The organism is Pseudomonas sp. REB1044, assembly GCF_038813925.1.
Classification (GTDB): domain Bacteria; phylum Pseudomonadota; class Gammaproteobacteria; order Pseudomonadales; family Pseudomonadaceae; genus Aquipseudomonas; species Aquipseudomonas boreofloridensis.
The window spans coordinates 1,383,585-1,406,378 of record NZ_CP046139.1; the positions used below are offsets into that span (position 1 = coordinate 1,383,585).

At 61.5% G+C, this 22,794-nt stretch carries 22 protein-coding genes, 1 tRNA gene and 1 pseudogene; 16 read left to right on the plus strand and 8 right to left on the minus strand.

The window, feature by feature from the left end:
• Positions 1 to 15 precede the first annotated feature (15 nt).
• The 3 genes from GKC70_RS06465 to katB all read right to left on the minus strand — a co-directional run bounded on the left by GKC70_RS06465 (position 16) and on the right by katB (position 4,198).
• Positions 16 to 1,914: an acyltransferase family protein gene (locus GKC70_RS06465; protein WP_342650795.1), complete on the minus strand. Its 1,899-nt coding sequence runs from the start codon at positions 1,912 to 1,914 to the stop codon at positions 16 to 18.
• Between the two features lie 144 nt (positions 1,915 to 2,058).
• On the minus strand, positions 2,059 to 2,595 hold the full coding sequence (locus GKC70_RS06470; RefSeq protein ID WP_342650796.1) for an ankyrin repeat domain-containing protein: 537 nt from the start codon (positions 2,593 to 2,595) through the stop codon (positions 2,059 to 2,061).
• 61 nt (positions 2,596 to 2,656) lie between these two features.
• The gene (katB, locus tag GKC70_RS06475) at positions 2,657 to 4,198 is read right to left on the minus strand and encodes a catalase KatB (RefSeq protein WP_342650797.1); all 1,542 of its coding nucleotides are present in this window, start codon (positions 4,196 to 4,198) and stop codon (positions 2,657 to 2,659) included.
• 222 nt (positions 4,199 to 4,420) lie between these two features.
• On the opposite strand from katB, the gene GKC70_RS06480 reads away from it, so the two are divergent.
• The 4 genes from GKC70_RS06480 to nadA all read left to right on the plus strand — a co-directional run bounded on the left by GKC70_RS06480 (position 4,421) and on the right by nadA (position 8,921).
• Positions 4,421 to 5,305 (plus strand): glycosyltransferase family 2 protein, encoded by an 885-nt coding sequence (locus GKC70_RS06480; protein WP_342650798.1) that lies wholly within the window; start codon positions 4,421 to 4,423, stop codon positions 5,303 to 5,305.
• A gap of 22 nt (positions 5,306 to 5,327) precedes the next feature.
• Positions 5,328 to 5,951, plus strand: a complete 624-nt coding sequence (locus tag GKC70_RS06485) for a CatB-related O-acetyltransferase (protein WP_342650799.1) — start codon at positions 5,328 to 5,330, stop codon at positions 5,949 to 5,951.
• Between the two features lie 156 nt (positions 5,952 to 6,107).
• Entirely contained in the window at positions 6,108 to 7,616 is a 1,509-nt protein-coding gene (locus tag GKC70_RS06490; RefSeq protein ID WP_342650800.1) for a YdgA family protein, read from the plus strand.
• Between the two features lie 246 nt (positions 7,617 to 7,862).
• A complete protein-coding gene (gene nadA / locus GKC70_RS06495; RefSeq protein ID WP_029611882.1) occupies positions 7,863 to 8,921 on the plus strand; it encodes a quinolinate synthase NadA in 1,059 nt (352 codons plus the stop codon).
• 40 nt (positions 8,922 to 8,961) lie between these two features.
• Here the strand turns inward: nadA and GKC70_RS06500 are convergent, their stop codons facing one another.
• Entirely contained in the window at positions 8,962 to 10,395 is a 1,434-nt protein-coding gene (locus GKC70_RS06500) for a M48 family metalloprotease (protein ID WP_342650801.1), read from the minus strand.
• Positions 10,396 to 10,504: 109 nt separating this feature from the next.
• On the opposite strand from GKC70_RS06500, the gene GKC70_RS06505 reads away from it, so the two are divergent.
• On the plus strand, positions 10,505 to 10,744 hold the full coding sequence (locus tag GKC70_RS06505; protein ID WP_029611879.1) for a sulfurtransferase TusA family protein: 240 nt from the start codon (positions 10,505 to 10,507) through the stop codon (positions 10,742 to 10,744).
• Between the two features lie 23 nt (positions 10,745 to 10,767).
• Positions 10,768 to 11,838, plus strand: coding sequence for an AI-2E family transporter (locus GKC70_RS06510; RefSeq protein WP_342650802.1), 1,071 nt, complete (start codon positions 10,768 to 10,770; stop codon positions 11,836 to 11,838).
• Between the two features lie 50 nt (positions 11,839 to 11,888).
• On the opposite strand, the gene GKC70_RS06515 is transcribed toward GKC70_RS06510, so the two are convergent.
• A complete protein-coding gene (locus GKC70_RS06515; protein ID WP_342650803.1) occupies positions 11,889 to 12,362 on the minus strand; it encodes a peroxiredoxin in 474 nt (157 codons plus the stop codon).
• A 12-nt stretch (positions 12,363 to 12,374) separates the two neighbouring features.
• Positions 12,375 to 12,932 (minus strand): glycine cleavage system protein R, encoded by a 558-nt coding sequence (locus GKC70_RS06520; protein WP_029611876.1) that lies wholly within the window; start codon positions 12,930 to 12,932, stop codon positions 12,375 to 12,377.
• Between the two features lie 258 nt (positions 12,933 to 13,190).
• Here GKC70_RS06520 and dapA point away from each other — a divergent pair, with 258 nt between their 5' ends.
• The 10 genes and pseudogenes from dapA (at position 13,191) to GKC70_RS06570 (ending at position 21,314) form a co-directional block, all read left to right on the plus strand.
• Positions 13,191 to 14,078, plus strand: coding sequence for a 4-hydroxy-tetrahydrodipicolinate synthase (dapA, locus tag GKC70_RS06525; protein WP_342650804.1), 888 nt, complete (start codon positions 13,191 to 13,193; stop codon positions 14,076 to 14,078).
• A gap of 17 nt (positions 14,079 to 14,095) precedes the next feature.
• Positions 14,096 to 15,211 (plus strand): outer membrane protein assembly factor BamC, encoded by a 1,116-nt coding sequence (bamC, locus tag GKC70_RS06530; protein ID WP_029611874.1) that lies wholly within the window; start codon positions 14,096 to 14,098, stop codon positions 15,209 to 15,211.
• On the plus strand, positions 15,212 to 15,970 hold the full coding sequence (locus GKC70_RS06535) for an MBL fold metallo-hydrolase (protein WP_029611873.1): 759 nt from the start codon (positions 15,212 to 15,214) through the stop codon (positions 15,968 to 15,970).
• Between the two features lie 29 nt (positions 15,971 to 15,999).
• The gene (purC, locus tag GKC70_RS06540) at positions 16,000 to 16,710 is read left to right on the plus strand and encodes a phosphoribosylaminoimidazolesuccinocarboxamide synthase (RefSeq protein ID WP_342650805.1); all 711 of its coding nucleotides are present in this window, start codon (positions 16,000 to 16,002) and stop codon (positions 16,708 to 16,710) included.
• A gap of 90 nt (positions 16,711 to 16,800) precedes the next feature.
• Positions 16,801 to 16,890 (plus strand) — tRNA-Ser (locus tag GKC70_RS06545).
• 441 nt (positions 16,891 to 17,331) lie between these two features.
• Positions 17,332 to 18,273 carry a LysR family transcriptional regulator gene (locus GKC70_RS06550; RefSeq protein WP_342650806.1) on the plus strand — a complete coding sequence of 314 codons (942 nt, stop codon included), beginning with the start codon at positions 17,332 to 17,334 and terminating at the stop codon, positions 18,271 to 18,273.
• Positions 18,274 to 18,403: 130 nt separating this feature from the next.
• Positions 18,404 to 18,766: a GMC oxidoreductase gene (locus GKC70_RS06555; protein WP_342650807.1), complete on the plus strand. Its 363-nt coding sequence runs from the start codon at positions 18,404 to 18,406 to the stop codon at positions 18,764 to 18,766.
• 7 nt (positions 18,767 to 18,773) lie between these two features.
• Positions 18,774 to 20,228, plus strand: a complete 1,455-nt coding sequence (locus tag GKC70_RS06560; protein ID WP_342650808.1) for an aldehyde dehydrogenase family protein — start codon at positions 18,774 to 18,776, stop codon at positions 20,226 to 20,228.
• Positions 20,229 to 20,370: 142 nt separating this feature from the next.
• A pseudogene (locus GKC70_RS06565) lies at positions 20,371 to 20,667 on the plus strand (catalase); the annotation flags it as partial.
• A gap of 116 nt (positions 20,668 to 20,783) precedes the next feature.
• Positions 20,784 to 21,314, plus strand: a complete 531-nt coding sequence (locus GKC70_RS06570) for a catalase (protein WP_342650809.1) — start codon at positions 20,784 to 20,786, stop codon at positions 21,312 to 21,314.
• Positions 21,315 to 21,337: 23 nt separating this feature from the next.
• Here the strand turns inward: GKC70_RS06570 and GKC70_RS06575 are convergent, their stop codons facing one another.
• Together GKC70_RS06575 and GKC70_RS06580 are read right to left on the minus strand one after the other, a co-directional pair.
• Positions 21,338 to 21,763: an SRPBCC family protein gene (locus tag GKC70_RS06575; protein ID WP_342650810.1), complete on the minus strand. Its 426-nt coding sequence runs from the start codon at positions 21,761 to 21,763 to the stop codon at positions 21,338 to 21,340.
• A gap of 92 nt (positions 21,764 to 21,855) precedes the next feature.
• Positions 21,856 to 22,791, minus strand: a complete 936-nt coding sequence (locus GKC70_RS06580; RefSeq protein WP_342650811.1) for a cupin — start codon at positions 22,789 to 22,791, stop codon at positions 21,856 to 21,858.
• Positions 22,792 to 22,794: the final 3 nt, after the last annotated feature.

Sequence of the window (22,794 nt, forward strand, 5' to 3'; positions counted from 1 at the left end):
GATAGCGTCGCGGCACTACGGCCTGTTCAACAGCCCGCTGAACACTTGGCGCATTTGCTGATTGCCAGCATCCACCAAGTGATTGTCATCGAAATAAAGGGGCAAGCCGTCCTTCGAGCCGAGGCATTCGCCGTCAGGGCACAGGTAAGGCACGGGGTCGAGGGCGATGACATTGCAGTGCGCCGTGGCTGTCTCGATAGCCTTGAGTGCCAGCCGATTACGCTCGAAGTAGTCCTCCAAGGGCGCCGAGATATCCGTGCTGTCGCCAAAAATACGCTTGTGCAGGTTCAGGCCCTTGAACACGTTGAACGGCATTTCTGGAACCGGTTTGAGCACATACACCGGGCGCTGTTTGGCCAGGCTGCAGACGGTATCGGTGTAGGCCTGGATGAACGATCGTTCGTACGCCGGCGCTTTCTGATGTGTGTTCCCAGCGAAGTACAGGCTGTAGCCGCTGGGGCGGCGTTGGTCCGAGTACAGCCCGGCGCGACTGAACAGAAAGAGCGGCACGCCTGGGTAAGCCTGTTCAAGTTGAGAGAACTTGTCGGCATTGAAGCGTTTGCATGGGTCTTCGACCTCTTTGTTGCCCATCTGGAAGTCGAGCAGGGTCGGACAGCCTGCACGCGCCCAGCCGAGCGCAGCACCTGGGTTTTCCAGCATCAATGCGGCAGCGGTGGACTGGGCGTGACTGTCGCCGAGGATGATGGCGTTGATCGTTCCTTCGCCCAGCACGCACTCATCGGCGCCGAAGGCGTTGCTGTTGCAATGCTGGGTGTAGAGCACGCTTTTATAGTGCGGTTGCTCTTCGTCTTGCACCCAGCGCAGAGCAGGCTGGTGTTTGATGACCGAGCCTGTGATCACCGCGATCGCGGTGACCAGCACGCCGATGCCTGCGTACCTCAGCAGCCCCAGTGCAGGACGGGTAAGCGTGCGGGTCCTGGCCTCGACGGCGTGATAGGACAGAGCGCCGAGCGCGAGCGTCAGCAGGATCGCACAACCGACGGCCGTCGTGCTGTCGAGCAGGCCGCAGGTGTAGAGCACTACCACCAGCGGCCAGTGCCACAGGTAAACGGAATAGGAAATCTTGCCGAGATACTGCAGAGGGGGCGTAACGGCGAAGGCGCTGTTGGCGTTGGCCTGGATAACCAATGCTGCGCCGATCACGGGCAATAGCGCCATGTAACCCGGCCACGCCATGTCTGCCGATAGCCCAATCATCGACCCGGCAATGACGAGGAGCCCTGCATTTTCGCAGACGCTTTTGCCGCGGGGCGAAAGGCTCAGTGGAAACAGGAACACCAGGCCGCCGGCGATCATTTCCCAGGCCCGCGTTGGGAGAAAGAAGAATGAGGCCACGGGATGGCTGAAGCTGTAAATAGATGACAGGGCCAACGAACAGACGCCCAGCACCGCGACCAGCCACTTCAGTGTGTGCATCGCGCAGCATCTGGCCAGCGCCATCAGAATCAGCGGGTAGAGCAGGTAGAACTGCCATTCCACCGATAATGACCAGGTATGCAGCAACCAGTTTTCATGCAAGGGCGCATCGAAGTAGCTGCCGTCCCGGGCGAAATAATGGTTTGAAGAGAACAGCAGACTTTCCTTGATGGTGCGCAGCAGTTCTCGATAGTCGTCGGTGGCGAGGAAGAAGTACCCGAGAAGGGTCAGCGTCAGACACAGCAGTGCCAGCGCGGGAATGATCCTTCGGGCTCTGGCCGCATAGAAGGCGACCAGGGAAAAGCGTTCGGCCTGCAATCCGCCGATGATCAAGCGGGTCATGAGGAAGCCGGAAATCACGAAGAACAGGTCGACCCCGATGAAGCCAGCGTCGAAACCGGGAATCTTGAAGTGATAAAGAACGACGAACACTACGGCCAGGGCGCGTAGCGAGCTGATGCTCTTGTAGAACGGCATGAGTGGGGAGTCCTGATCTGACCTGGGCCTTGAGGCCCCGCTTCCTTCGAGCTGACAGCCGATTTCACACCGGCGCGCGCGGCGCAGAGTAGCACATTGCCAAAGCCTGCCCGTGGAGGAAGGACGCTCGCTTGGTGCAACAGATCAGCGGCGCTGGCCGCCATTGAGCTCACCTCTGCTCAGGCTGTTCACGCTGTTGCCCAGTGCGTCCTGGATTTGAAGGTCAGCGCCGTGCTCGGCCAGTGCCTGCAGCAGATCGTGGCGGTTGAACAAGGCGGCATACATGGCCGCGGTCTGGCCGGCGCCGTTGCGTTGGTCCGTGCTGCACGGCGCTTCGATCAGGCGCCGAGCGATGCGGACTTCGCCCTTGAAGATCGCGCCCATCAATGCCGTGTTGCCGCGCGTATCCTGCTTGCACGGGTTGGCGCCGGCGTCGATCAGTTGCTCGACCGCCGCCAGGTGGCCATGGTAGGCGGCAAGAATCAGCGCGGTGTAGCCGGTGCTGTCCTGCACATCGAGGTCATAGTGCGCCTTGACGAACGCTTCGAGCATGGCCTGGTCGCCGCGCCGGGCAGCGTCCAGGAAATAGTCGCGCAGTTGATCCTGTACCGGCGGCGGGTCGCCGGCCTGAGCGCACAGCGCGCACAGGGACAGGCACAGTGCAGTGGTCCATTTGAGCATGATGGGGCTCCTGCAAGCGATGGAGGCCAGCCCGGCTAATTGCCAGGGCTGGCGCCTGAGATCAGTCCTTCAACTGCGCTGCCAGGTCGCGCACGCGCTGCACGTCGGCTTTGGCCACTTTGGCCAGGCCCGTGCCATAGTCGCTGTCGGCTTTGTAGAAGTAAGAGAGCATGATGTAGCGGCTTTGCTCATCGGTGATCGCCAAGGCCTCGCCGAGGCTCTGGATCAGGTCCTCACGGTCTTTCTTGCTGTAGGAACGGAACAATTCACCGGTCTGCTTGAAGTTCTGCTCGCGCTGGATCTTCGCCTGCTGGGTGCTACCGCTCAGGGGCGTCTGCACGGCGCGGGCGCTGGCTTGTTCGTCCCGGGGTTGCAGACGGCTGGGTTGGTAGTTGACGCCGCTCTGGGTGTGGCCGGCATTCATCGCACCGTCTTGGTTGACGGTATTGACGTCGCTACGCGGGCGGTTGACCGGCAGGCTCAGGCCGTTGGCACCGATGCGGTACATCTGGGTATCGGCATAGGCGAACAGGCGCCCCTGCAGCAGACGGTCTTCGGAAGGCTCGATGCCAGGCACCAGGTTCGACGGCGCCATGGCCACCTGTTCGGTTTCCTGGAAGAAGTTTTCGACATTGCGGTTGAGCACCATCTGGCCCACCTTGCGCTCGGGCACGTCAGGCCAGATCTTGGTGGCGTCCAGCGGGTCGAAGTCGAACTTGGCCAGGTCCTCGGGCTTGAGCACCTGGATGTACAAGTCCCACTTGGGGTAGTTGCCCTTGCCGATCGCCGTCACCAGATCGTGAGTCATGTGGCTGTAGTCGCGGGCCTGGATTTCGGCCACCTGCCGTGGGTCGAGGTTCTTCTGGCCTTGCAGGCTCTTCCAGTGGAACTTCACGTAATGCACGTCGCCCTTGGCGTTGACCAGTTTATAGGCGTGCACGCTGTTGCCATCCATCTCACGGTAGCTGGCCGGCGTGCCCTCATTGGAGTACAGCAGGGTCAGCGTACGCGTGGCCTCTGGTACGTGGGAGAAGAAGTCGAAGCGACGCGAGTCGTCGTCCAGGTTGGTGCGAGGATCGGGCTTGAAGGCGTGGACCATGTCGGGAAACTTGATCGCATCGCGAATGAAGAAGGTCGGGAAGTTGTTGCCGACCAAGTCCCAGTTGCCGTCAGCGGTATAGAACTTGGTGGCGAAACCGCGTGGATCGCGCAGCGTTTCCGGCGAGTGGTTGCCATGCACAACACTTGAGAAGCGCACGAATACCGGGGTGTGCTCACCTTGGCGGAAGACTTTCGCCGAGGTCAGGTCGCTGATGTCGGCGCTGGCCGTGAACTCGCCGTGGGCGCCAGTACCGCGGGCATGCACCACGCGTTCTGGAATGCGCTCGCGGTCGAAGCGTTGCAGCTTTTGCAGCAGCTGTACGTCCTGCAGCAGTACCGGGCCATTGGCACCGGCGGTCTGTGAGTTCTGGTTGTCACCCACCGGCGCGCCGTTATCGCGGGTCAGCGGGGTGGCCTGGGCAGCGCTGCAGAACAGGCTGGCGCAGAAACTGGCCGTCAACAGCAGGCGGCTAGCGGGGTAGGGGGATGTCACGGGCTTCATGGCTGGAACTCCTGATAGTCATCGTCGTTGTTGTGCAACGGCAACGATAAGCAGGCGCGGTCGCGAAACTAAATTAATTAAGCCAACTCTACCGATAGGGAATTTCTATGATCTTAATTTTTGAGGTTCGGACTTCACCAGGATGGGTATACTTTTGATTTTTTGTAGCTTGACCCATGCCGATGGTCGTACGACGCTCGGCGCCAAGAGGCTGGAATTATAATGACTCAAGGTTCTTCACCCGGTCACATCGCCTCACGCCCGCTGATATCGGTAATTGCGCCCTGTTTCAACGCTGAACGTTTCCTTCATGCGGCGCTTGAAAGCATCTTCGCGCAGGACTATCCGAACTTCGAGGTCATCATCGTTGATGATGGTTCCTCAGATCAGAGCCTGGCAATGCTGCAGGCCCTGCAGTCAACCTACTCGTTCACGCTGCTGACCCAAGCCAACCAGGGGGTCAGCAGTGCGCTCAATACGGGGCTCAAACATGCACGCGGGGTGTATGTGGCGACGCCTGATCTGGATGATTTGATGCTCCCCCAGTCCTTGAGTGTGCGTGCAGCCTACCTGGACGCGCACCCGGAAGTTGGCTGTGTTGCAGCGCTCATCAGCTACATGGATAGCGAAGGCCGTGATATCAAGGCGCAGCGCCGCAGTGCCATCAGAACCTATGATTTTGCCCAGATACTGTATGACGCGGTCGTCACAGGCGCGCCGACGTCGCTGTATCGCATGCAGGCGCTACGTGATGCGGGTTTCTACGACCCGTCGATCAAGGTTCAGGACTTTCAGATGACGCTGCGTATTGCCGCGCAGGGCTACCAGGTTCATGAGTTGCCGGTGTGCGTTACACGCTATCGGCGCCATCCTGGCAACCTGTCGCGCAAGTACCGAGTGATGCTCGAGGCTGACTTGCAGGCCATTGCGCCTTACAAGGAACGTCCCGGCTACGACCATGCACGTACGGTGCTGGTACACAAAGCGTTGAAATATGCAGTGGTCGACGATAAGCCCTATGCATGGAGTCTTCTGCGCAGTATCCCTCTACGTCACTACAACAAGACCACATTCAGACGCATCAAGCGCCTTATTTTCCATCGTTGATGCCGATCTAGGAGCACCTGGCATGAAGTTTTTCACACTCCTGGCTCACCGTCGGGAGCGCAAGCGGCTTCGCGCAATGGATAAACTCGAGCGCGCTGCCGAGAAAATTCGCCTTCGCTATCCACGCAGCACCGTGGGCGTAGGGAGCTATGGCATACCTGAGGTCGCCGATTTCGGGGATGACGCGGTATTGCGTATCGGCAACTACACCTCTATCGCTGCGGGCGTTCAGATTCTGCTAGGCGGCGAGCACCGTACCGATTGGCTGACCACTTACCCGTTCCCAGCCATGATCGACGGCCTGGAAGACATCAAGGACTACGCACCCAGTAAAGGTGATGTGGTTATCGGTAGCGATTGCTGGATCTGTACCAATGCCGTGATCCTCTCCGGAGTGACGATAGGCCACGGCGCGATCGTCGCGGCAGGTGCGTTAGTGTCGCGGGACGTACCGCCTTATGCGGTCGTCGGTGGCAATCCCTGCAAGTTCATTCGATGGCGTTTCGATGAGCCGGTGCGTGAGGCCTTGCTCGACGCGGCCTGGTGGAACTGGCCAGTAGAAGAAGTGAAGGAGGTCGCCCGCATGCTCAGCAGTGCCGACCTCGACGACTTCCTAGGCTATGTCAGCAGGCGAGAGGTGCGCTGAGCCTTCCTGGGCGATGGGTGTCGACGGGTCGGCGACAGGCAACTGCAGCAAAAACTCACGAACGCGTGATCGCCTGAACCGCCGACAGTGCTACCCTTCGTACCCGGCGCAAGCGCTGCGTCCCCTCAGCCATATGGACAGCAAACGGTTCTATTCATGAAGAAATCAGTAGGCATTCTCTCCGGCCTGGCCGTCGCCATCGCCGTCGTCACCACCGCCGGCGCCTGGTATACCGGCAAGCAACTGCCCGCCGAGCTGGAGCAATCCATCACGCGCGGCAACGCGGAGTTGCAGAAAGCCCTGGTAGGCACCGGTGGGACCATGACCATCGAGTTGGTCTCGCTGGACCAGCACTTATTCACCAGTGACGCCCAATATCGTCTGAAGGCCAATGATCTGCGCCTGAACGATGGTGAGCCAGTGAGTTTCGAGGTGGGCGTCAACGACCACATCGAGCATGGCCCTTTCCCTTGGTCGCGGGTCAAAGTGCTCAAGCTGTTGCCGGTGATGGCGGTCAGCAATAGCCACCTGCAGAAGGACGACACCACAGCGTCCTGGTTCGCCGCCGCAGGCGACAAATCGCCCGTCGTCGGTCATGTCGCCCTGGGTTACGGCGGTGGTGTGCAGAGCGATATCCAGCTGGCACCGGTCAAACTCGATGAAGGCGACGGTAATGTCCTGGACTTCGGTGGCATGCAACTGCTGCTCAAGGGCGACAAGGAAGGCAAGGACCTCGAGATCCATGGCGAGTCCCAGCGCCTCGACATGACCCTGGTGGGTGATGACCATCCGCCGGTGAAGGTACAGATGAGTGGCTTCAAAATGGGCGGCGAGCTCAGCAAGTCCGGTCACGACATGCTCTATCTTGGCCATCTCGACCTGTATCTGGCCAATCTGCAGGCCACTCTCGGGCCCAAGCAAGAGGTCCTGGTAGTCAAAGGGCTGGAGCAGAACAGCTTGTCTACTGCCGAGGGTAAGGATCGGGTAGGCGGGCGCGTGGAGTACAAGGTGTCCGATATCACTTATGCCGGTCGCCAGGTGGGCAGTGGCCAGATGGTTATGAGCATGAAGTCGGTGAATATGGCAGCGGCGCAGGCACTGCTCGAGTGGTACCAAAGCAAGTTGCCCGAGCTGCAGGCAGCCGCTGCCCAGGGCGAAGGGCAAATGGCGCCGCAGATGACCCCCGAAGAAGAGGCCAAGGTGAAGGCCGATCTGCAGAAGCTGCTGGCCGACAAGCCTCAGTTCGCGCTGGAGGAACTGTCGTTCAAGACCGCCAATGGCCAGAGTCGCTTCAATCTGAGCATGGACTTCGCCAACCCCACCTCCTTCGACCTGCCGCCTGATCAACTGATCAAGCAACTGGTCTCGCGCCTGCAGAGCAAGTTGACGGTGTCGAAGGCGATGGTCAGCGACCTCACCACCCTACAGGCGCTGCTCGACGGTCAGACCGACGCCCAGGCGATCGCCATGCAGTCCAGCCAGGCCGGCGAGATGCTTGGCGTGATGGCGTTGCAGAGCGGCATGGCCACTGTCGAGGGCAATGACGTGGTGTCGAGCCTGAACTACGCCGACGGCATGGTCGACTTCAACGGCAAGAAGATGCCGGTCGAGGAATTCGTCATGATGATGAGCGCGCAACTGGCTGTACTGTCGCCTCAAGGCTGATCGCTCAGGCGTTGTCTGGCGAGTCGCCTGTCCCCTACGGTGCAATGCCGCAGGGGGTGGGCGATTCAGCTGTCTGAAAAAGCGCTTTTGCATTGCCCCGATTGCCTGTAGCCTTCGCCGTCCGAATAACAATCCGTGCCCGCAGGTGGGCCGCGATGACCCGCCATCTGGGGTCTGCGGCACCTTTAGCCGATCTGCCAGGGCCGGGTGATACACTCGATCGACGCGCATGCAGGTCCAGCGATCATGACTCAGATTTCCGAACGTCTCCTGGTTCAAGCCCATCTTGACGCCAAGCAGCCCCATCCGCTGACGCCCGAGCAAGAGGCCGATTACCGTGCGGCCATCGCTGCCGAGCTCAAGGCGCAGAACGCAGTGCTGGTCGCCCATTTCTATTGCGATCCCGTGATTCAAGCGCTGGCCGAAGAAACCGGTGGTTGCGTTTCCGACTCCCTTGAAATGGCCCGCTTCGGCAACAACCATCCGGCCGACACCGTGGTGGTGGCTGGGGTACGTTTCATGGGCGAGACGGCGAAAATCCTCACCCCGGAAAAGCGCATCCTGATGCCCACCCTCGAGGCGACCTGCTCGCTGGACCTGGGTTGCCCCGTGGAAGAGTTCTCGGCGTTCTGCGATCAGCATCCCGAGCGTACCGTGGTGGTCTACGCCAACACCTCGGCGGCGGTGAAAGCGCGCGCGGACTGGGTGGTGACGTCCAGTTGCGCCCTGGAAATCGTCGAGAGCCTGATGGACAACGGCGAGACGCTGATCTGGGGGCCGGACCAGCACTTGGGGCGCTACATTCAGAAGCAGACGGGCGCCGACATGCTGCTGTGGGACGGTGCCTGCATCGTCCACGAAGAGTTCAAGTCGCGGCAACTGGCCGATATGAAAGCGCTGTATCCGGACGCAGCGGTGCTGGTGCACCCGGAGTCGCCAGAGTCGGTGATCGAGCTGGCCGATGCGGTGGGCTCCACCAGCCAGTTGATCAAGGCTGCGCAGACCTTGCCCAATACCACCTTCATCGTCGCCACCGATCGCGGCATCTTCTACAAGATGCAGCAGTTGTGTCCGGACAAGGTCTTCATCGAAGCGCCGACCGCGGGTAACGGCGCAGCCTGCCGCAGTTGCGCGCACTGTCCGTGGATGGCGATGAACACCCTGGAGCGCACGCTGGACTGCCTGCGTCAGGGCAGCAACGAAATCTTCGTGGAGCCGGCGCTGATTCCCCGTGCGATCAAGCCGCTCAAGCGCATGCTGGACTTTACCCAGGCGGCGCGGATGAAGCTTTCCGGCAACGCCTGAGCAGACGTGCAAAGGGCCGCTGAGCGGCCCTTTTCGTTGGTCAGCGCATCATCTCCTTGACCATACGCTGCTGCTCCATGATCTCCCGCTGACGCTGTTCGATCTGCGAGGCCAGTGGGAAGTTGGTGCCCGCCCGGCGCTTGGCGAAGTCCAGTTGCTGAATCGCCTGTTCGAAATCTCCGACCAAGGTGAAGTATTCGGCCCGCGCCCGGTGCAGGCCAATGATATTGCCCGACAGACCACGTACCTCGGCCACGTCGTACCAGACATCCGGATCGTCCGGACGATTCTTCACCAGATCGTCCAGCACTTTTTCCGCTTCGGCCGGTTTGCTCTGCTTGACCAGCAGGTCGGCGCGTACCTGTTTGAGCGGGTAGTTCCCCGGATACAAGCCCTGCATGCGTTCGGCGCGCTGCTGGGCGTCGGCCAGGCGGTTGTTGGTGATGTCCAGGTCGATCTGCGCGAGGTTGTAGGTAATGTCGTTGGGTGCCTTGGCCAGCAGCGGCTTGAGGTTCTCGCGCGCTTCGTTGAGCTGACCGCCCTTGATTTGCGCCAGCGCTAGGCCATAGCGGGCAGCATCGAGGTTGGGGTTTTCATCGAGCTGGGCGCGGAAACGCTTGGCTGCAAGCCCTGGGGTGCCTTCGTAGGTCAGGGCGACGCGGGCGCGAATCAGTTGATAGCGCATGCTGTCTTCGACGCCGCCCTTGGGCGCCTGTTCGGCGCGGTTGCGGGTGTCGGCGATGCGCGATTCGGTGACCGGGTGGGTCAGCAGGAATTCCGGGGGCTTGGCATCGTAGCGGTATTGCCGGGCCAGGCGCTCGAACATGCTCGGCATGTTGCGTGGGTCGTAACCGGCCTTTTCCAGATTGAGGATGCCGATGCGGTCGGCTTCCTGCTCGTTCTGCCGGGAGAAACGTCGTTGTTCCTGCATGGCGGCCGCCTGGGTGCCGGCGATCACGCCGATGCCAGCATCGCCGCCACCGCCCGCGGCCAGCACGATACCGGCCAGGAGCGCGGCCATCATCGGCAACTGCATGCGCTGCTGGGCCTCCACGCCGCGGGCAAAGTGGCGTTGCGACAGGTGCGCCAATTCGTGGGCCAGCACCGAGGCATACTCGCCCTCGGTTTGGGCGTTGAGGAACAAGCCGCCGTTGACTCCGACGATGCCGCCGGGCGCGGCGAAGGCGTTCAGCTCGCGGCTGTCGATGAGGATGAATTCCAGGCGGCGGTCCTGCAACTGGCTGGTTTCGGCCAGCTTGTACACGCTGGTCTCGACGTAGTCCTTGAGTTGTGGATCGTTGAGCTGATTGACCTGGCCACGCAGCAGACTCAACCAAGCGCGACCGAGCTGGTGTTCCTGCTGCGGCGAAACGATTGCGGAGCTGGCATCACCCAGCGACGGCAGGTCGTCGGCGTGGCCAGGAAGGGCCATCAGGCAGGCCAGCGTCAGCAGGGTGGGGCGCAGTAGGTTCATGCACGAAGCTCGTGTCGATCAAAGCGCTTACTGTAGCCCGCTCGCACCGCGCAGACCAGTGCAGGTATCCTAGCGGCCCTGCCTGTCGTCACACCCTGGAGCCCGCGCGATGACCGATACCCCGACCTGCGACGCCGAACTCGATGCCTGTGGGCTGAACTGCCCGCTGCCGCTGCTCAAGGCCAAGATGGCGCTCAATCGACTGGACAGTGGCGCAGTGCTCAAGGTGGTGGCGACCGACGCCGGTTCGCAGCGCGATTTCCGCACCTTTGCCCAGCTCTCCGGTCACAGCTTGCTGGCCGAGGCTGCCGAGTCCGGTGTCTACACCTATTGGCTGCGCAAGGCCTGAGTCTTTTTCTGCAAGGATCGTCAATGTTCAAGGTGCTTCGTGATTGGATGCAGCGCTACTTCTCCGATGAGGAAGCGGTGGTGTTGGCGGTCTTGCTGTTTCTCGCTTTCACGGTGGTCCTCACCCTCGGCGGCATGCTCGCGCCCGTGCTGGCGGGCATGGTGTTGGCGTTCCTGATGCAGGGGCTGGTCAATGCCCTGGAGCGCTTCAGGGTGCCCACGCGTGCGGCGGTGTGGCTGGTGTTTGCGCTGTTCCTCGGGGCGCTGGCGGTGGTGCTGCTGGTGCTGGTGCCGTTGCTGTGGCATCAGTTGATCACCTTGTTCAACGAACTGCCGGGCATGCTCGGCAAATGGCAGTCATTGTTGCTGCTGCTACCCGAGCGCTACCCGCATCTGGTCTCCGACGAGCAGGTGCTGCGGGCCATCGAGTCGGTGCGTGGCGAAATCGGCAAGTTCGGTCAGTGGGCGTTGACCTTCTCGTTGTCGAGCCTGCCGCTGTTGGTCAATGCCATGATCTACCTGGTGCTGGTGCCGATCCTGGTGTTCTTCTTCCTCAAGGACCGCGAACTGATCGCCCGTTGGGTCAGCGGCTACCTGCCCCGCGAGCGGCGATTGCTGACCCGGGTGGGTGATGAAATGAACCGGCAGATCGCCAACTACATCCGTGGCAAGGGTATCGAGATCCTGATCTGCGGCAGCGCCACCTACATCGCCTTCATTACCTTGGGGCTCAACTATGCCGCGCTGTTGGCGTTGTTGGTCGGGTTGTCGGTGGTGGTGCCCTATGTGGGGGCGGTGGTGGTGACCGTGCCGGTCACGCTGATCGCACTGTTCCAGTGGGGCTGGGGCGATCAGTTCATCTACCTGATGGCGATTTACGCGATCATCCAGGCGCTGGACGGCAACGTGCTGGTGCCGCTGCTGTTTTCCGAAGCGGTGAGCCTGCACCCGGTGGCGATCATCTGCGCGGTACTGCTGTTTGGCGGGCTATGGGGTTTCTGGGGGATCTTCTTCGCCATTCCGCTGGCGACCTTGTTCAAGGCGGTACTCGATGCCTGGCCGCGGCAGGAGCCTACGGTTGCGCCGATGCTCTAGGTTCGGGGCGGCCGGGTGACGGGTTCACCCACCACCCGTCCGGGCTGCTCCTACGCCTTGCTCAGCGCCTGCGCGGCCGCCAGCACGGCATCCACGTGCCCTGGCACCTTGACCCCGCGCCACTCCTGCCGCAGCACGCCGTGCTGGTCGATCAGGAAGGTGCTGCGATCGACGCCTAGGTATTCCTTGCCGTAGAGCTTCTTCAGCTTGATCACGTCGAAGAGCTTGCACAGCGTTTCGTCCTTGTCACTGATCAGCTCGAAGGTGAAGCCCTGCTTGGCCTTGAAGTTCTCGTGCGATTTGATGCCATCGCGCGAGACGCCGAAGATCACGGTGTTGGCGGCCTCGAATGCCGGCTGCTGGTCGCGGAAACCCTGGCCTTCGGTCGTGCAGCCCGGCGTGCTGTCCTTGGGGTAGAAATACAGCACCACCTGTTTGCCTTGAAGTTCCGACAACGTGACGGTGCGACCGCCTGTGGCCTGGGCCTGGAAGTCGGTGACGGGTTGATCGAGGGCTACGGCCATGGGCATGACTCCTTAGACAGGGTTCTGTGGGCGCCAGGGTTCGATCAGCGCATCCAGGTTCAAGGCGTCGGCGAAGTCCAGGAACTGGTCGCGCAGCCAGCTGATCTGCGTGCCGGCTGGCAGGATCACGGTGAACTGGGCATTGAGCATGCTGCTGCCCGTCTGCGGCGCCAGGTAGGTGTCGCAGGTCATGGCGTCGAGTTCGACGCGGTGATCGAGGAAGAACTGGCACAGTTCGTTGACGATGTCCGGGCGGTAGGCGGCGCTGACGTAGGCGACGTAGGGCAGGGCTTGAGGGCGGACCTCCTGCTCCGCGCTGCGCACCACATCGAGGGTCAGGCCATGCTTCTTGCCCAGACCTGGCAAGGTCGTTTCAAGGCGAGCCAGGGCATCCCAGCTGCCGCCGACCTGCAGCACCAGGGCGCTGGTTTCGCCGTGGCGCGACAGGCGCGAGGTGACCACCGCGCAGCGGTTTTCAAAAGCCGCGCGGCTGAGGACATTGGCAAGCTCCATGGGATTGGGGCCCAGGGCACTGATGACGAGGAACTGTTCGCGGGGAGCGGTGGACATGCAGCATTCCTAAAGCGATGAGCGGTCGGCGCAGGACGACGGCAGGCCTGCTCGTGGCCGGTGTGGGTAGCGCCCGAGGACGCTGAAACACCGACTGAAGGCACCGTCGACAGCCCGGCGGGCTGCACTGCGCCGATCAAAGGGTCAAGGGTAGCGAAAAGCGGCGCCGAGGGGAATGCTCCGCCCGCCAGCTTCGCTTGTGCAAGGTCGATGGCGCCAGTACCATTACCGCTCTCTTTTTCCGGCAGGAGCAGGTTCATGATCGCGGGCAGTATGGTGGCACTCGTCACACCCATGGATGCACAAGGGCGTCTGGATTGGGAAAGCCTCGATAAACTGGTCGACTTCCACCTGGAAAAAGGCACTCACGCGATCGTTGCCGTCGGCACTACCGGCGAGTCCGCCACCCTCGACGTCGAAGAACACATCCTGGTCATCAAGCACGTGGTCGAGCGCGTCAAGCGCAGCCCGCGCCGCATCCCGGTGATCGCTGGCACCGGCGCCAACTCGACGGCCGAGGCCGTGCACCTCACGCAGAATGCCAAAAGCGCCGGAGCCGATGCCTGCCTGCTGGTCGTGCCGTACTACAACAAGCCGACCCAGGAAGGCCTGTACCAGCACTTCAAGCACATTGCCGAAACCGTCGATATCCCGCAGATTCTGTACAACGTGCCCGGCCGCACCTCCTGCGACATGCAGGCCGAGACCGTGATCCGCCTGTCGAGCGTCAAGAACATCATCGGCATCAAGGAAGCCACGGGCGACCTGGCCCGTGCCAAGGCGATCATCGAAGGCGTCGACAAAGAGTTCCTGGTGCTGTCCGGCGATGATCCGACCGCTGCCGAACTGATCCTGCTGGGCGGCAAGGGCAATATTTCCGTCACCGCCAACGTCGCTCCGCGCGAAATGGCCGATCTGTGCGAGGCCGCCCTTGCGGGCAATGCCGAGAAGGCCCGCGAGATCAACGATCGACTCATGCCGCTGCACAAGAACCTGTTCTGCGAAGCCAACCCGATCCCGGTGAAATGGGCGATGGTTGAAATGGGTTTGATGCACAAAGGTATTCGCCTGCCGCTCACCTGGCTGAGCCAGGGTTGTCACGAACAAGTCCGTACTGCCTTGCGCCAGTCCGGCGTACTGGTTTAATCGAGGAAGTACACCGCATGAAGCGACTGGCTGGTCTTTCCGCTCTCGCCCTGATCATCTCCAGCACCAGTGGGTGCGGCTGGCTCTGGGGCGAAGATGGCTATTTCCGCGACCGCGGCAGCGATTACCTGCAGGCGCACTCCACTGCGCCCATGCAGCTGCCGCCGGACGCCACGCATGTCAAACGCATGGATCCGCTGCTGCCGATCCCGCGCAACGTGGCCGACGACACCGCCACCGGCGAGTTCGAGGTGCCTCGTCCGCAGCCGCTGTCGGCCAGCGCCGACGTCAGCGAGTTCACCCTGCAGCGCAGTGGCGCCAATCGTTGGGTGCTGGCTCAACGCTCGCCCGCCGAGGTCTGGCCGGTTACCCGCCAGTATTTCGAGGACAACGGCTTCCGCATTGCCGAAGAGCGCCCGCAGACTGGCGAATTCAACACCACCTGGCAGCGTTTCGATGAGCTGTCCGCCTCGCTCGGCCAGCGTCTGGCCAGCACCTCCAGCAGCCCGAACAGCGAAGTACGTGTACGGGTGCGCATGGAGCCGGGTGTGCAGCGCAACACCTCGGAAGTCTATGTGGTCAGCGTCGAGCGTCCGGCCGGCAGCAGTGCCGAGCCCGATTTCCCGAGCACGTCGAGCAATACGGGCGTCGATGCACTGCTGGTCGACGAACTGCTGGCCAGCATGAACCGCAGCGCCGAGAAGGGTGGTTCGGTGTCGTTGCTCGCCGAGCGCGACTTCGACGTGCCCAGCCAGGTCAGCCTGACCGAAGACGGCAGCGGCAACCCGGTGCTGTTCCTCGGTTCCGACCTGGACCGCGCCTGGTCGGGCGTAGGTCGTGCGCTGGAGCAGGGCGAGTGGCGCGTCGAGGACATCAACCGCAGCCTGGGCCTGTACTACATCAACCTGTCCGAGAAACCCGAGGACAAGAACGATCAGCCCGGCTTCTTCAGTCGCCTGTTCGGCAGTGCGCCGAGCAAGGAAGAGCGTGAAGCCCGCGCCGAGCGTTATCAGGTTCGCCTGAGCAAGGTGGGTGAGAACGTTCAGGTCACCGTCGAGAAGAACATCAACACCGTGGCGCCGGCCGATGTGGCCCGTCGCGTGCTGAGCGCCATCCAGGACCGACTGGGCTAAGTGCGCTTCGCGGTACTGGGAAGCGGCAGCCAGGGAAATGGCACGCTGATCGCCAGCGACGACACATTCGTCCTGGTCGACTGCGGTTTCTCCCTGCGCGAAACCGAGCGGCGCCTGGCGCTGCTCGGGGTGTCGGCCGCACAGCTGAGCGCTGTGCTGGTGACCCACGAACATGCCGATCACGTGCATGGCGTTGGGTTGCTGGCGCGGCGCTACAATGTACCGGTGTACCTCAGCCAAGGCACGCTGCGCGGCATGCGCAAGCCGGTGGAGGTCGCCGGTTTTCTCGGTTGTGGCGATGTGTTGGAGGTCGGCAGCCTGCAGGTCAGCGCTGCACGGGTCGAGCATGACGCGCAGGAGCCACTGCAGTACGTGGTCAGCGACGGCCGCCGCCGTTTCGGCATGCTCACCGACCTGGGAAGCTACGACACGCGCCTGTTGCAACGCTATGAAGGCCTCGACGCCTTGCTGATCGAAGCCAACCACTGCCGTGATCTGCTGGCTCGCGGGCACTATCCGTACTTTCTCAAGCAGCGGGTCGGCGGCAATCAGGGCCATCTGAACAACCATCAGGCCGCCAACCTGGTGGCCGAGCTGGGCTGGCGACACCTGCAGCATCTGGTGCTGGCCCACCTGAGCAGCAAGAACAACCTGCCACAACTGGCGCGTCAGTGCTTCGTCGACACCTTGGGGTGCGACCCGGACTGGCTCCAGGTGGCGAATCAGGAACACGGGCTCGACTGGCGCGAAATCGCCTAGCCCAACCATTCAAGCAAGCGGAGCCCATCATGGAAAAACGCGACGAACTTTACCGCGGCAAGGCCAAATCGGTGTACAAGACCGACGACGCCGACCGCCTGATCCTGCTGTTCCGTAACGACACCTCGGCGTTCGACGGCAAGCGCATCGAGCAGCTCGATCGTAAAGGCATGGTCAACAACAAGTTCAACGCCTTCATCATGCAGAAGCTCGAAGAAGCGGGCGTGCCGACCCAGTTCGACAAGCTGCTGGGCGACAACGAGTGCCTGGTCAAGAAGCTGGACATGATTCCGGTCGAGTGCGTGGTGCGCAACTATGCTGCTGGCAGCCTGGTAAAGCGCCTGGGCGTGGAGGAGGGCATCAAACTCGAGCCTTCCACCTTCGAGCTGTTCCTGAAGAACGATGAGAAGGGCGACCCCTTCATCAACGAATCTCACGTGGTGGCATTCGGCTGGGGCACCGCCGAGCAACTGGTGGAGATGAAGAAGCTGTCGCTGAAGGTCAACGACGTGCTGAGCAAGCTGTTTGACGACGCTGGCCTGCTGTTGGTCGACTTCAAGCTGGAATTCGGCGTCTTCCACGGCCAGATCGTACTGGGCGACGAGTTCAGCCCTGACGGCTGCCGTCTGTGGGACAAGGAAACCCGCAAGAAGATGGACAAGGACCGCTTCCGCCAGGGCCTGGGTGATGTCATCGAGGCGTACGAAGAAGTCGCCAAGCGTGTGGGCGTGCCGTTGTAATCTGCGCCTTCACGCAAGCGTCTGATACCACGCGAATTTTTTCAAAAAAAGTTTGCCAGGAACGAAAACGCTGGTATGATGCGCGCCACTGGAGAGATGCCGGAGTGGTCGAACGGGACGGATTCGAAATCCGTTGTACTGGCAACAGTACCTAGGGTTCAAATCCCTATCTCTCCGCCATATTTAGAAAACCCCGAGTTGCTAATAGCACTCGGGGTTTTTTATTGGCTGAAATTTGATGAGGCACGAATCCTGCCTTTCCCATGATCTGCCCATCTTCGCCACGGCCAGGCCTCGAAAGGTGTCGGCGAGCTGCTCCATTGCGCTGATGGGCGACTCCAGCTATTGCCAGCATTGGCGCTTGCGCATTGCCCAGGCGAGTGGAGCATCAGCGTTGCTGGTTCTGTCACTGCGGGTGATAGCTGCTATCGGGAGAACTAATTAGTTTTGTCCGACTTGCCTCTTTACGCTTTGTACTTCAAAGCGGCCGTTGCTCTGTCCGCGAGGGTAGCGGTTCACAGCCGCGTGCATTGGCGTATAAGAAGTCCTGAACCGCAGTGTATTGCTTCCTCGCCGGATCTTTGCCATTCGGACATCGCTGTGTCGATCTTGTGGGGAAACATGAACAAACTGTCCGAGATGCAAAGTTTCGTCAGTGCGGTGGACAGCGGCAGTTTCGCTGACGCCGCACGTCGAATGGGAATTGCCAAATCCGTTATCAGCCAGCGCATTCGCCAAATGGAAATGCGGTTGCACTGCATTCTGCTTGAGCGTGGCAGACAACTGACCTTGACCGAGGCGGGCCAGACCTTCTACAGCCAGTGCGTGCGTATCCTCGAGGATGTCGCCCGCGCCGAGGATTCGATCTCGCTGCGTAGCACTCACCTGACCGGTAACCTGCGCTTGTCCGCGCCCATGGTCTTCAGTTGTGGCCACTTGGCCTCGATCATGGCGCAGTTCGCGAGCCTGTATCCGGCGCTGAATCTGGATATCGAGTTCGACGACCGCCATTTGCGTCTGCAAGAGCATGACTTCGACGCGGCTATTCGCATCGGTCAGGTGCAGGACAACACGTTGATCAGTAGAACCCTGGCACCCAATCGTCATGTGATCTGCGCCAGCCCCGACTATCTAAGTCGTCACGGCACTCCACGCAAGCCCGAAGACCTGGTGGACCACCATGCGATGCTTTATCTCAATCGCGAGCCCCATGGCATGTGGACCCTTGCGGTGAACGGCGAACTGAAGTCATTCCGAGTTCGCAGTCGACTACGCACCGACAATGGCTTTCAGTTGCTCGAATGCGCCAAGGCGGGCATGGGCCTGGCCATTCTCCCGACCTTCCTCGCAGCAACGGCGATCGCGTCTGGGCAGTTGCAGGTGGTATTGGCCGATCACCCGCCACCGGGTGGACACTTTTCGCTGGTCTATCGACCCTCCCGGCGCGATTCGCCCAAAATCAAAGCGCTCGCCACCTTCCTTTCGCAACAGATCAGCGAGCCCTCGCCGTGGGACAGCATGATCCTCGATGCCGACCGCCCATTGCAGGAGGGTTCGGCCTAGACGAATCGACCGTTTGGTTTTCGCCGTCTTATGAGTCCTGCGTCTCTCTCCTAAAGTACCGGCTGTCCGTAGGCGAAACGATTGAGGAATTAGATATGACGGCAGAGATGGAAAATGCCATCGCGGACCGATGTGTGACAGATCTGCGCAGCGGCCGAATCCATTGCGACGTCGTCGGCGCCGGGGCTGTGCTTCTGCGGCGACTCAGCGAGAGGGGGAGGGGGCATGCGCTGTCGGTGGCGACGGGTCATTCATTCGATCTGGATCGGTGTCCGCCTCCCCTGGGCACCTCCCACCCTCCTACCTCGACCGTACCGGTGTGAACCCTGGCACTCCACCGCCTGTGGCCAATGCGCAGGCTCGTGTCAGCGGCCTTGAGGGACTGAGCGTGGTCGACGCTTCCATTCTGTCTGACGTTCCGTCAGTAGCCACCACTATCACGGTGATCGCTCCGGCCGAGAAAATTGCCGCGCTTTACGAGGGTAAGGAGTAGTACGGGTATGCAACCCATGATTGCTTTCAACTGGATCGACGGTGACTGGGTCGACAGTGAACAACAAAAGATGTCGATTGATCCTGCAACTTCAGAGTGCATTGGGCGCTACGCCGACGGCAGCCGTGAAGAGGCGAGGCTGTCCATTGAAGCCGCGCGCCGGGTGTTCAGGGACAGCGCCTGGAAAGATGATCGGCTGCTGCGCGCGCGGGTGCTGTTGGAATTGGCCGATGCGTTCGAGCGCAATGCCCAGCCGTTGATCAATTTGCTGGCGTTGGAGAATGGCAAGCTCAAGTCTCAAGCCGAGTTCGAGGTCTCGATGGTGCCGTCCAAGCTGCGCTATTACGCCTCGGCAGCCCGAACCGAGTATGGCCGCAGCGCTGAGCCTGCGCCTGGCAAGCTGTCGCTGATGATCCGCCAGCCGGTCGGCGTGGCCGGAATCATCGTGCCCTGGAACTCGCCGGTAGTGCTGCTGATCCGCTCCCTGGCCCCAGCACTGGCTGCAGGGTGCACCACGGTGATCAAGATGCCTGGGCAGACAGCACAGACCAACGCGTTGATCGCCCGCATCTTGTCCCAGTCCAAGTCGCTGCCCAAAGGCGTGATCAACCTGTTCAGCGAGTTGGGCATGGAGGGTTCCAAGCTGCTGGTGGAATCGCCCAAGGTTCCGGTTATCAGTTTTACCGGCAGCACGGCGACAGGACGGGCGATCTCGGCGGTCGGCGCGGCTCACCTGAAACGCTTCGGTCTCGAACTGGGTGGCAAGACGCCAATGGTGGTATTCGCCGATGCTGATCTCGATGCCGTGGTTCCGACCTTGGTGCAGGCACTGATCGTGTTCGCCGGGCAGTTCTGTATGACCGGTTCGCGTCTGCTGGTGCACCGCGATATCGCCACGGCGCTGATCGAGCGATTGGCGACTGCGCTGCAGGCGATCAAGGTGGGGCCCGCAACGGATCCGGCCAGTGAAATGGGGCCGCTGATCGACAAACAGAATGTTCTGCGCGTCGAGCGTTTGGTCGAAGCGGCGATCGCCAGCGGCGCCAAAGTGATTGTGCGTGGTGGTGCGGTGACCGAGGGCCCTTTGGGCAAAGGTGCCTTCTATCGCCCGACGCTGCTTCAGGTCGACGACCCGGCGCTGCCTATCGTCCATCAAGAGGTATTCGGGCCAGTGCTGACCGTTCAACTGTTCGGTTGCGAGCCTGAGGCGATCGAGTTGGCCAACGACAGCGAGTATGGCCTGGCGGCCAGCGTCTGGACGCGAGATGTCGACCTGGCCATGCGTGCGGCGCGTGACATCGAAGCCGGGACTGTGTGGATCAACGACTGGGCGGTGGTGTATGACGAGTTCGAAGAGGGTGGCTACAAGCAATCGGGCAAAGGGCGGCTCAACGGGCTGGCGGCGCTGGATGATTTCCTCGAGCACAAGCACATAGCGCTCAATCCAGGCATGCGTCGCTGACGTGCCTGCCTCACTTAAACGACCAGGGCCGTGTCTGCGGGCTGTCCTGGTCGCCTCGAGCCTTTCGCTCTGCGCGGTACCCTTCCCGGTCCAGGCGTGTAAAGGACCTCACGCGGTGGAATCTTCCTGCTGGAGCAGTTCGATGAATCAAGATGCGCTTTATGACGCTTTGCTCGATGCGCTGTACGCAACGTTCGGTCAGCATCCGGGCTTTCGTGTCGCGCATGCCAAGGGCTTATTGCTCAGCGGTACTTTCGTTGCCAGCCCACAGGCGCGTACCCTCAGCCGCGCCGCGCATCTGCAAGGCGAGCCGGTTGCAGTGATGGCGCGGTTTTCCAATTTCAGCGGCCTGCCGGGCACGGCGGACGGCGATCCCATGGCCAGCCCCCATGGTTTGGCCATACGCTTCGCGTTGCCCGACGGCAGCTCGACAGACATCGTCAGTCATTCCTTCAACGGTTTTCCAGTCGCCACCCCCAGGCGTTTCTGGCCTTTTTACGCGGGATCGCAGCCAATGGCGGCTCGACTCCCGATGAGCGTCCGCTGCAAGCGTTTTTGGCCACCCATGCCCAGGCCAAAGCGTTTCTCGAGACGCCCAAGCCGGCGCCACGCAGTTATGCCGGGATTGCCTACTACGGCGTCAATGCGTTTCAGTTCATCAATGATAAGGGGCAGTTGCACGTGGGGCGCTACCGCATCGAACCGATGCTGGCCTCAGGTGTACTCAGCTCGTCACAGGCCGCTGCGATGCCTGAGGACTACCTTCAGGAGGAGCTGGCCGCACGCTTGGCCGCCGGGCCGATTCGCCTTCGCCTGGTGTTGCAACTGGCCACCGCGCGCGACAACAGCGCCGATGGGTCGATCGCCTGGCCAGCCAGCAACCCACAGTTGGAGCTGGGTGAGATCACGCTCGAACGCCTGGTACCTGCTGCCGATCAGCTGCAGCAACAGCAGCGGATGGGGTTCAATCCAGGCAATCTGCCTGATGGTATCTCGCCGAGCGCTGACCCCATGATCAAAGCGCGCCAGGGCATCTACCAGCGCGCACTGCAGCGCCGAGGCATCACATCCCCTGCAGGTGACTGACGCCTCGGCACGTGGTCATCCGTTCACGACTTGCGCGGCAGTTCGAGGGCGTTGCGCAAGTCCTGCAATCCTGCATGGAACAACTCCGCGAAAGCATGCCTGAGCGTATCCGTCTCCTTCGCACCTGCGCGAAATTCGCAGCTCCAGGTCACCAGAGTCGCATCCGGGCCGGATGCGGTAGCGCTCAAGGTGGCTTCATAGGCCTCTACTTGAAACGGTGCCGAGGTGATGGTGTAGCTGTAGAAACGATTTTTTTCCGAGTAGCCAAGAAGCCGTTCGACCACGCTGTCACCGTCTCGGGTCTGCAAGTAGCGATACAGCCCGTCGTCGGACAAGTGGCAGGTATTCACGCTGGAGCACCATGACGCCAACGAGCCGAAGCCTGCGATTTTCTCCCAGACTTTATCCGTGGGTGCCCAGATGAGTAGTTGCGCATTGACTGTGGACATGAGGGGTACCTCGCCAGGGGGCAACCGCCGCCTGGCTCAGGGGAATGATTGGAAGGGGCCGACGGTGCGTCAGCCCAAGATGACGGTGCCTATCAGCTGAAGCGAATGTCCAGCGAGCGCAGGTAGGTCTGCAGACCGGCGTCCTGGATTGGGATCAGGTAGGCATCCTGGTCCTTGGACTCGTTGTAGTGCGCGTGCCAGTAGCCAGGCGGGGTGACGAAGGCCAGGCCGGGCTCCCAGTCGACTCGGGTCGGGTTGACGATCTGACCGTTGTCGTCCAAGGCGGTACCCACGAGGGTGTAGCAGCCAGGTGGGCAGTCGATGATGAAGTCCAACGCCACGGACTGGTGACGGTGCGGTTTCTGCACGGCACCGGAAGGCACGATGCCGTACATGGCCCAGAGCACGTGGGTCACGGTACGGGTCTGAGGGAAATGCTTGTTGCCCAGCAGGATACTGACCCGGCTACGGTCAGATGCACGCGGGTCGTTTGCAGCTTCCTGAAGCTTGGCATTGGCCACTTCGGCCGGGTAGAGCGTCGGGGTGAAGCGTTCGCTGGCGCTCTTGACTCCGAGGTAGCGCAGCAGCGGCTCGTCATGCACGTAGTACAACCGCGCGTCCTGGGTGGCTTTGAGAACGGTGTCGTGCATGCCCGGCATGGTGATGAAGCTGCCACGGTCCCAGTCGAAGGATTCGCTGCCATAGGTGAAGCTGCCAGCACCTTCGATCACATAGAGCACTTGAGACGTGGCATTGGGTTGCAGCGTCAAGCTGTCGCCGGCATTGAGACGGATGAAGTTGGCGCTCAGCCCCGGGCTGGTGGCAGGGCCTTCGGTGCCCAGGCGCTCGCTCAGGTCCAGTGCCACGATTCGGCTCGGGCCGTCGCTGTAGAGCGAGCTGGGAAAGGTCTGGAAGGGAACCTGGGAAATCAGCTTGGCGGCGATGGGGTTGGCGGCCTTGCTGTACTCGAAGTACTCGGCGTCCTGTACCGGAGTCTGGGAAACAGGGAGATTATGGACAGTGCTCATGGT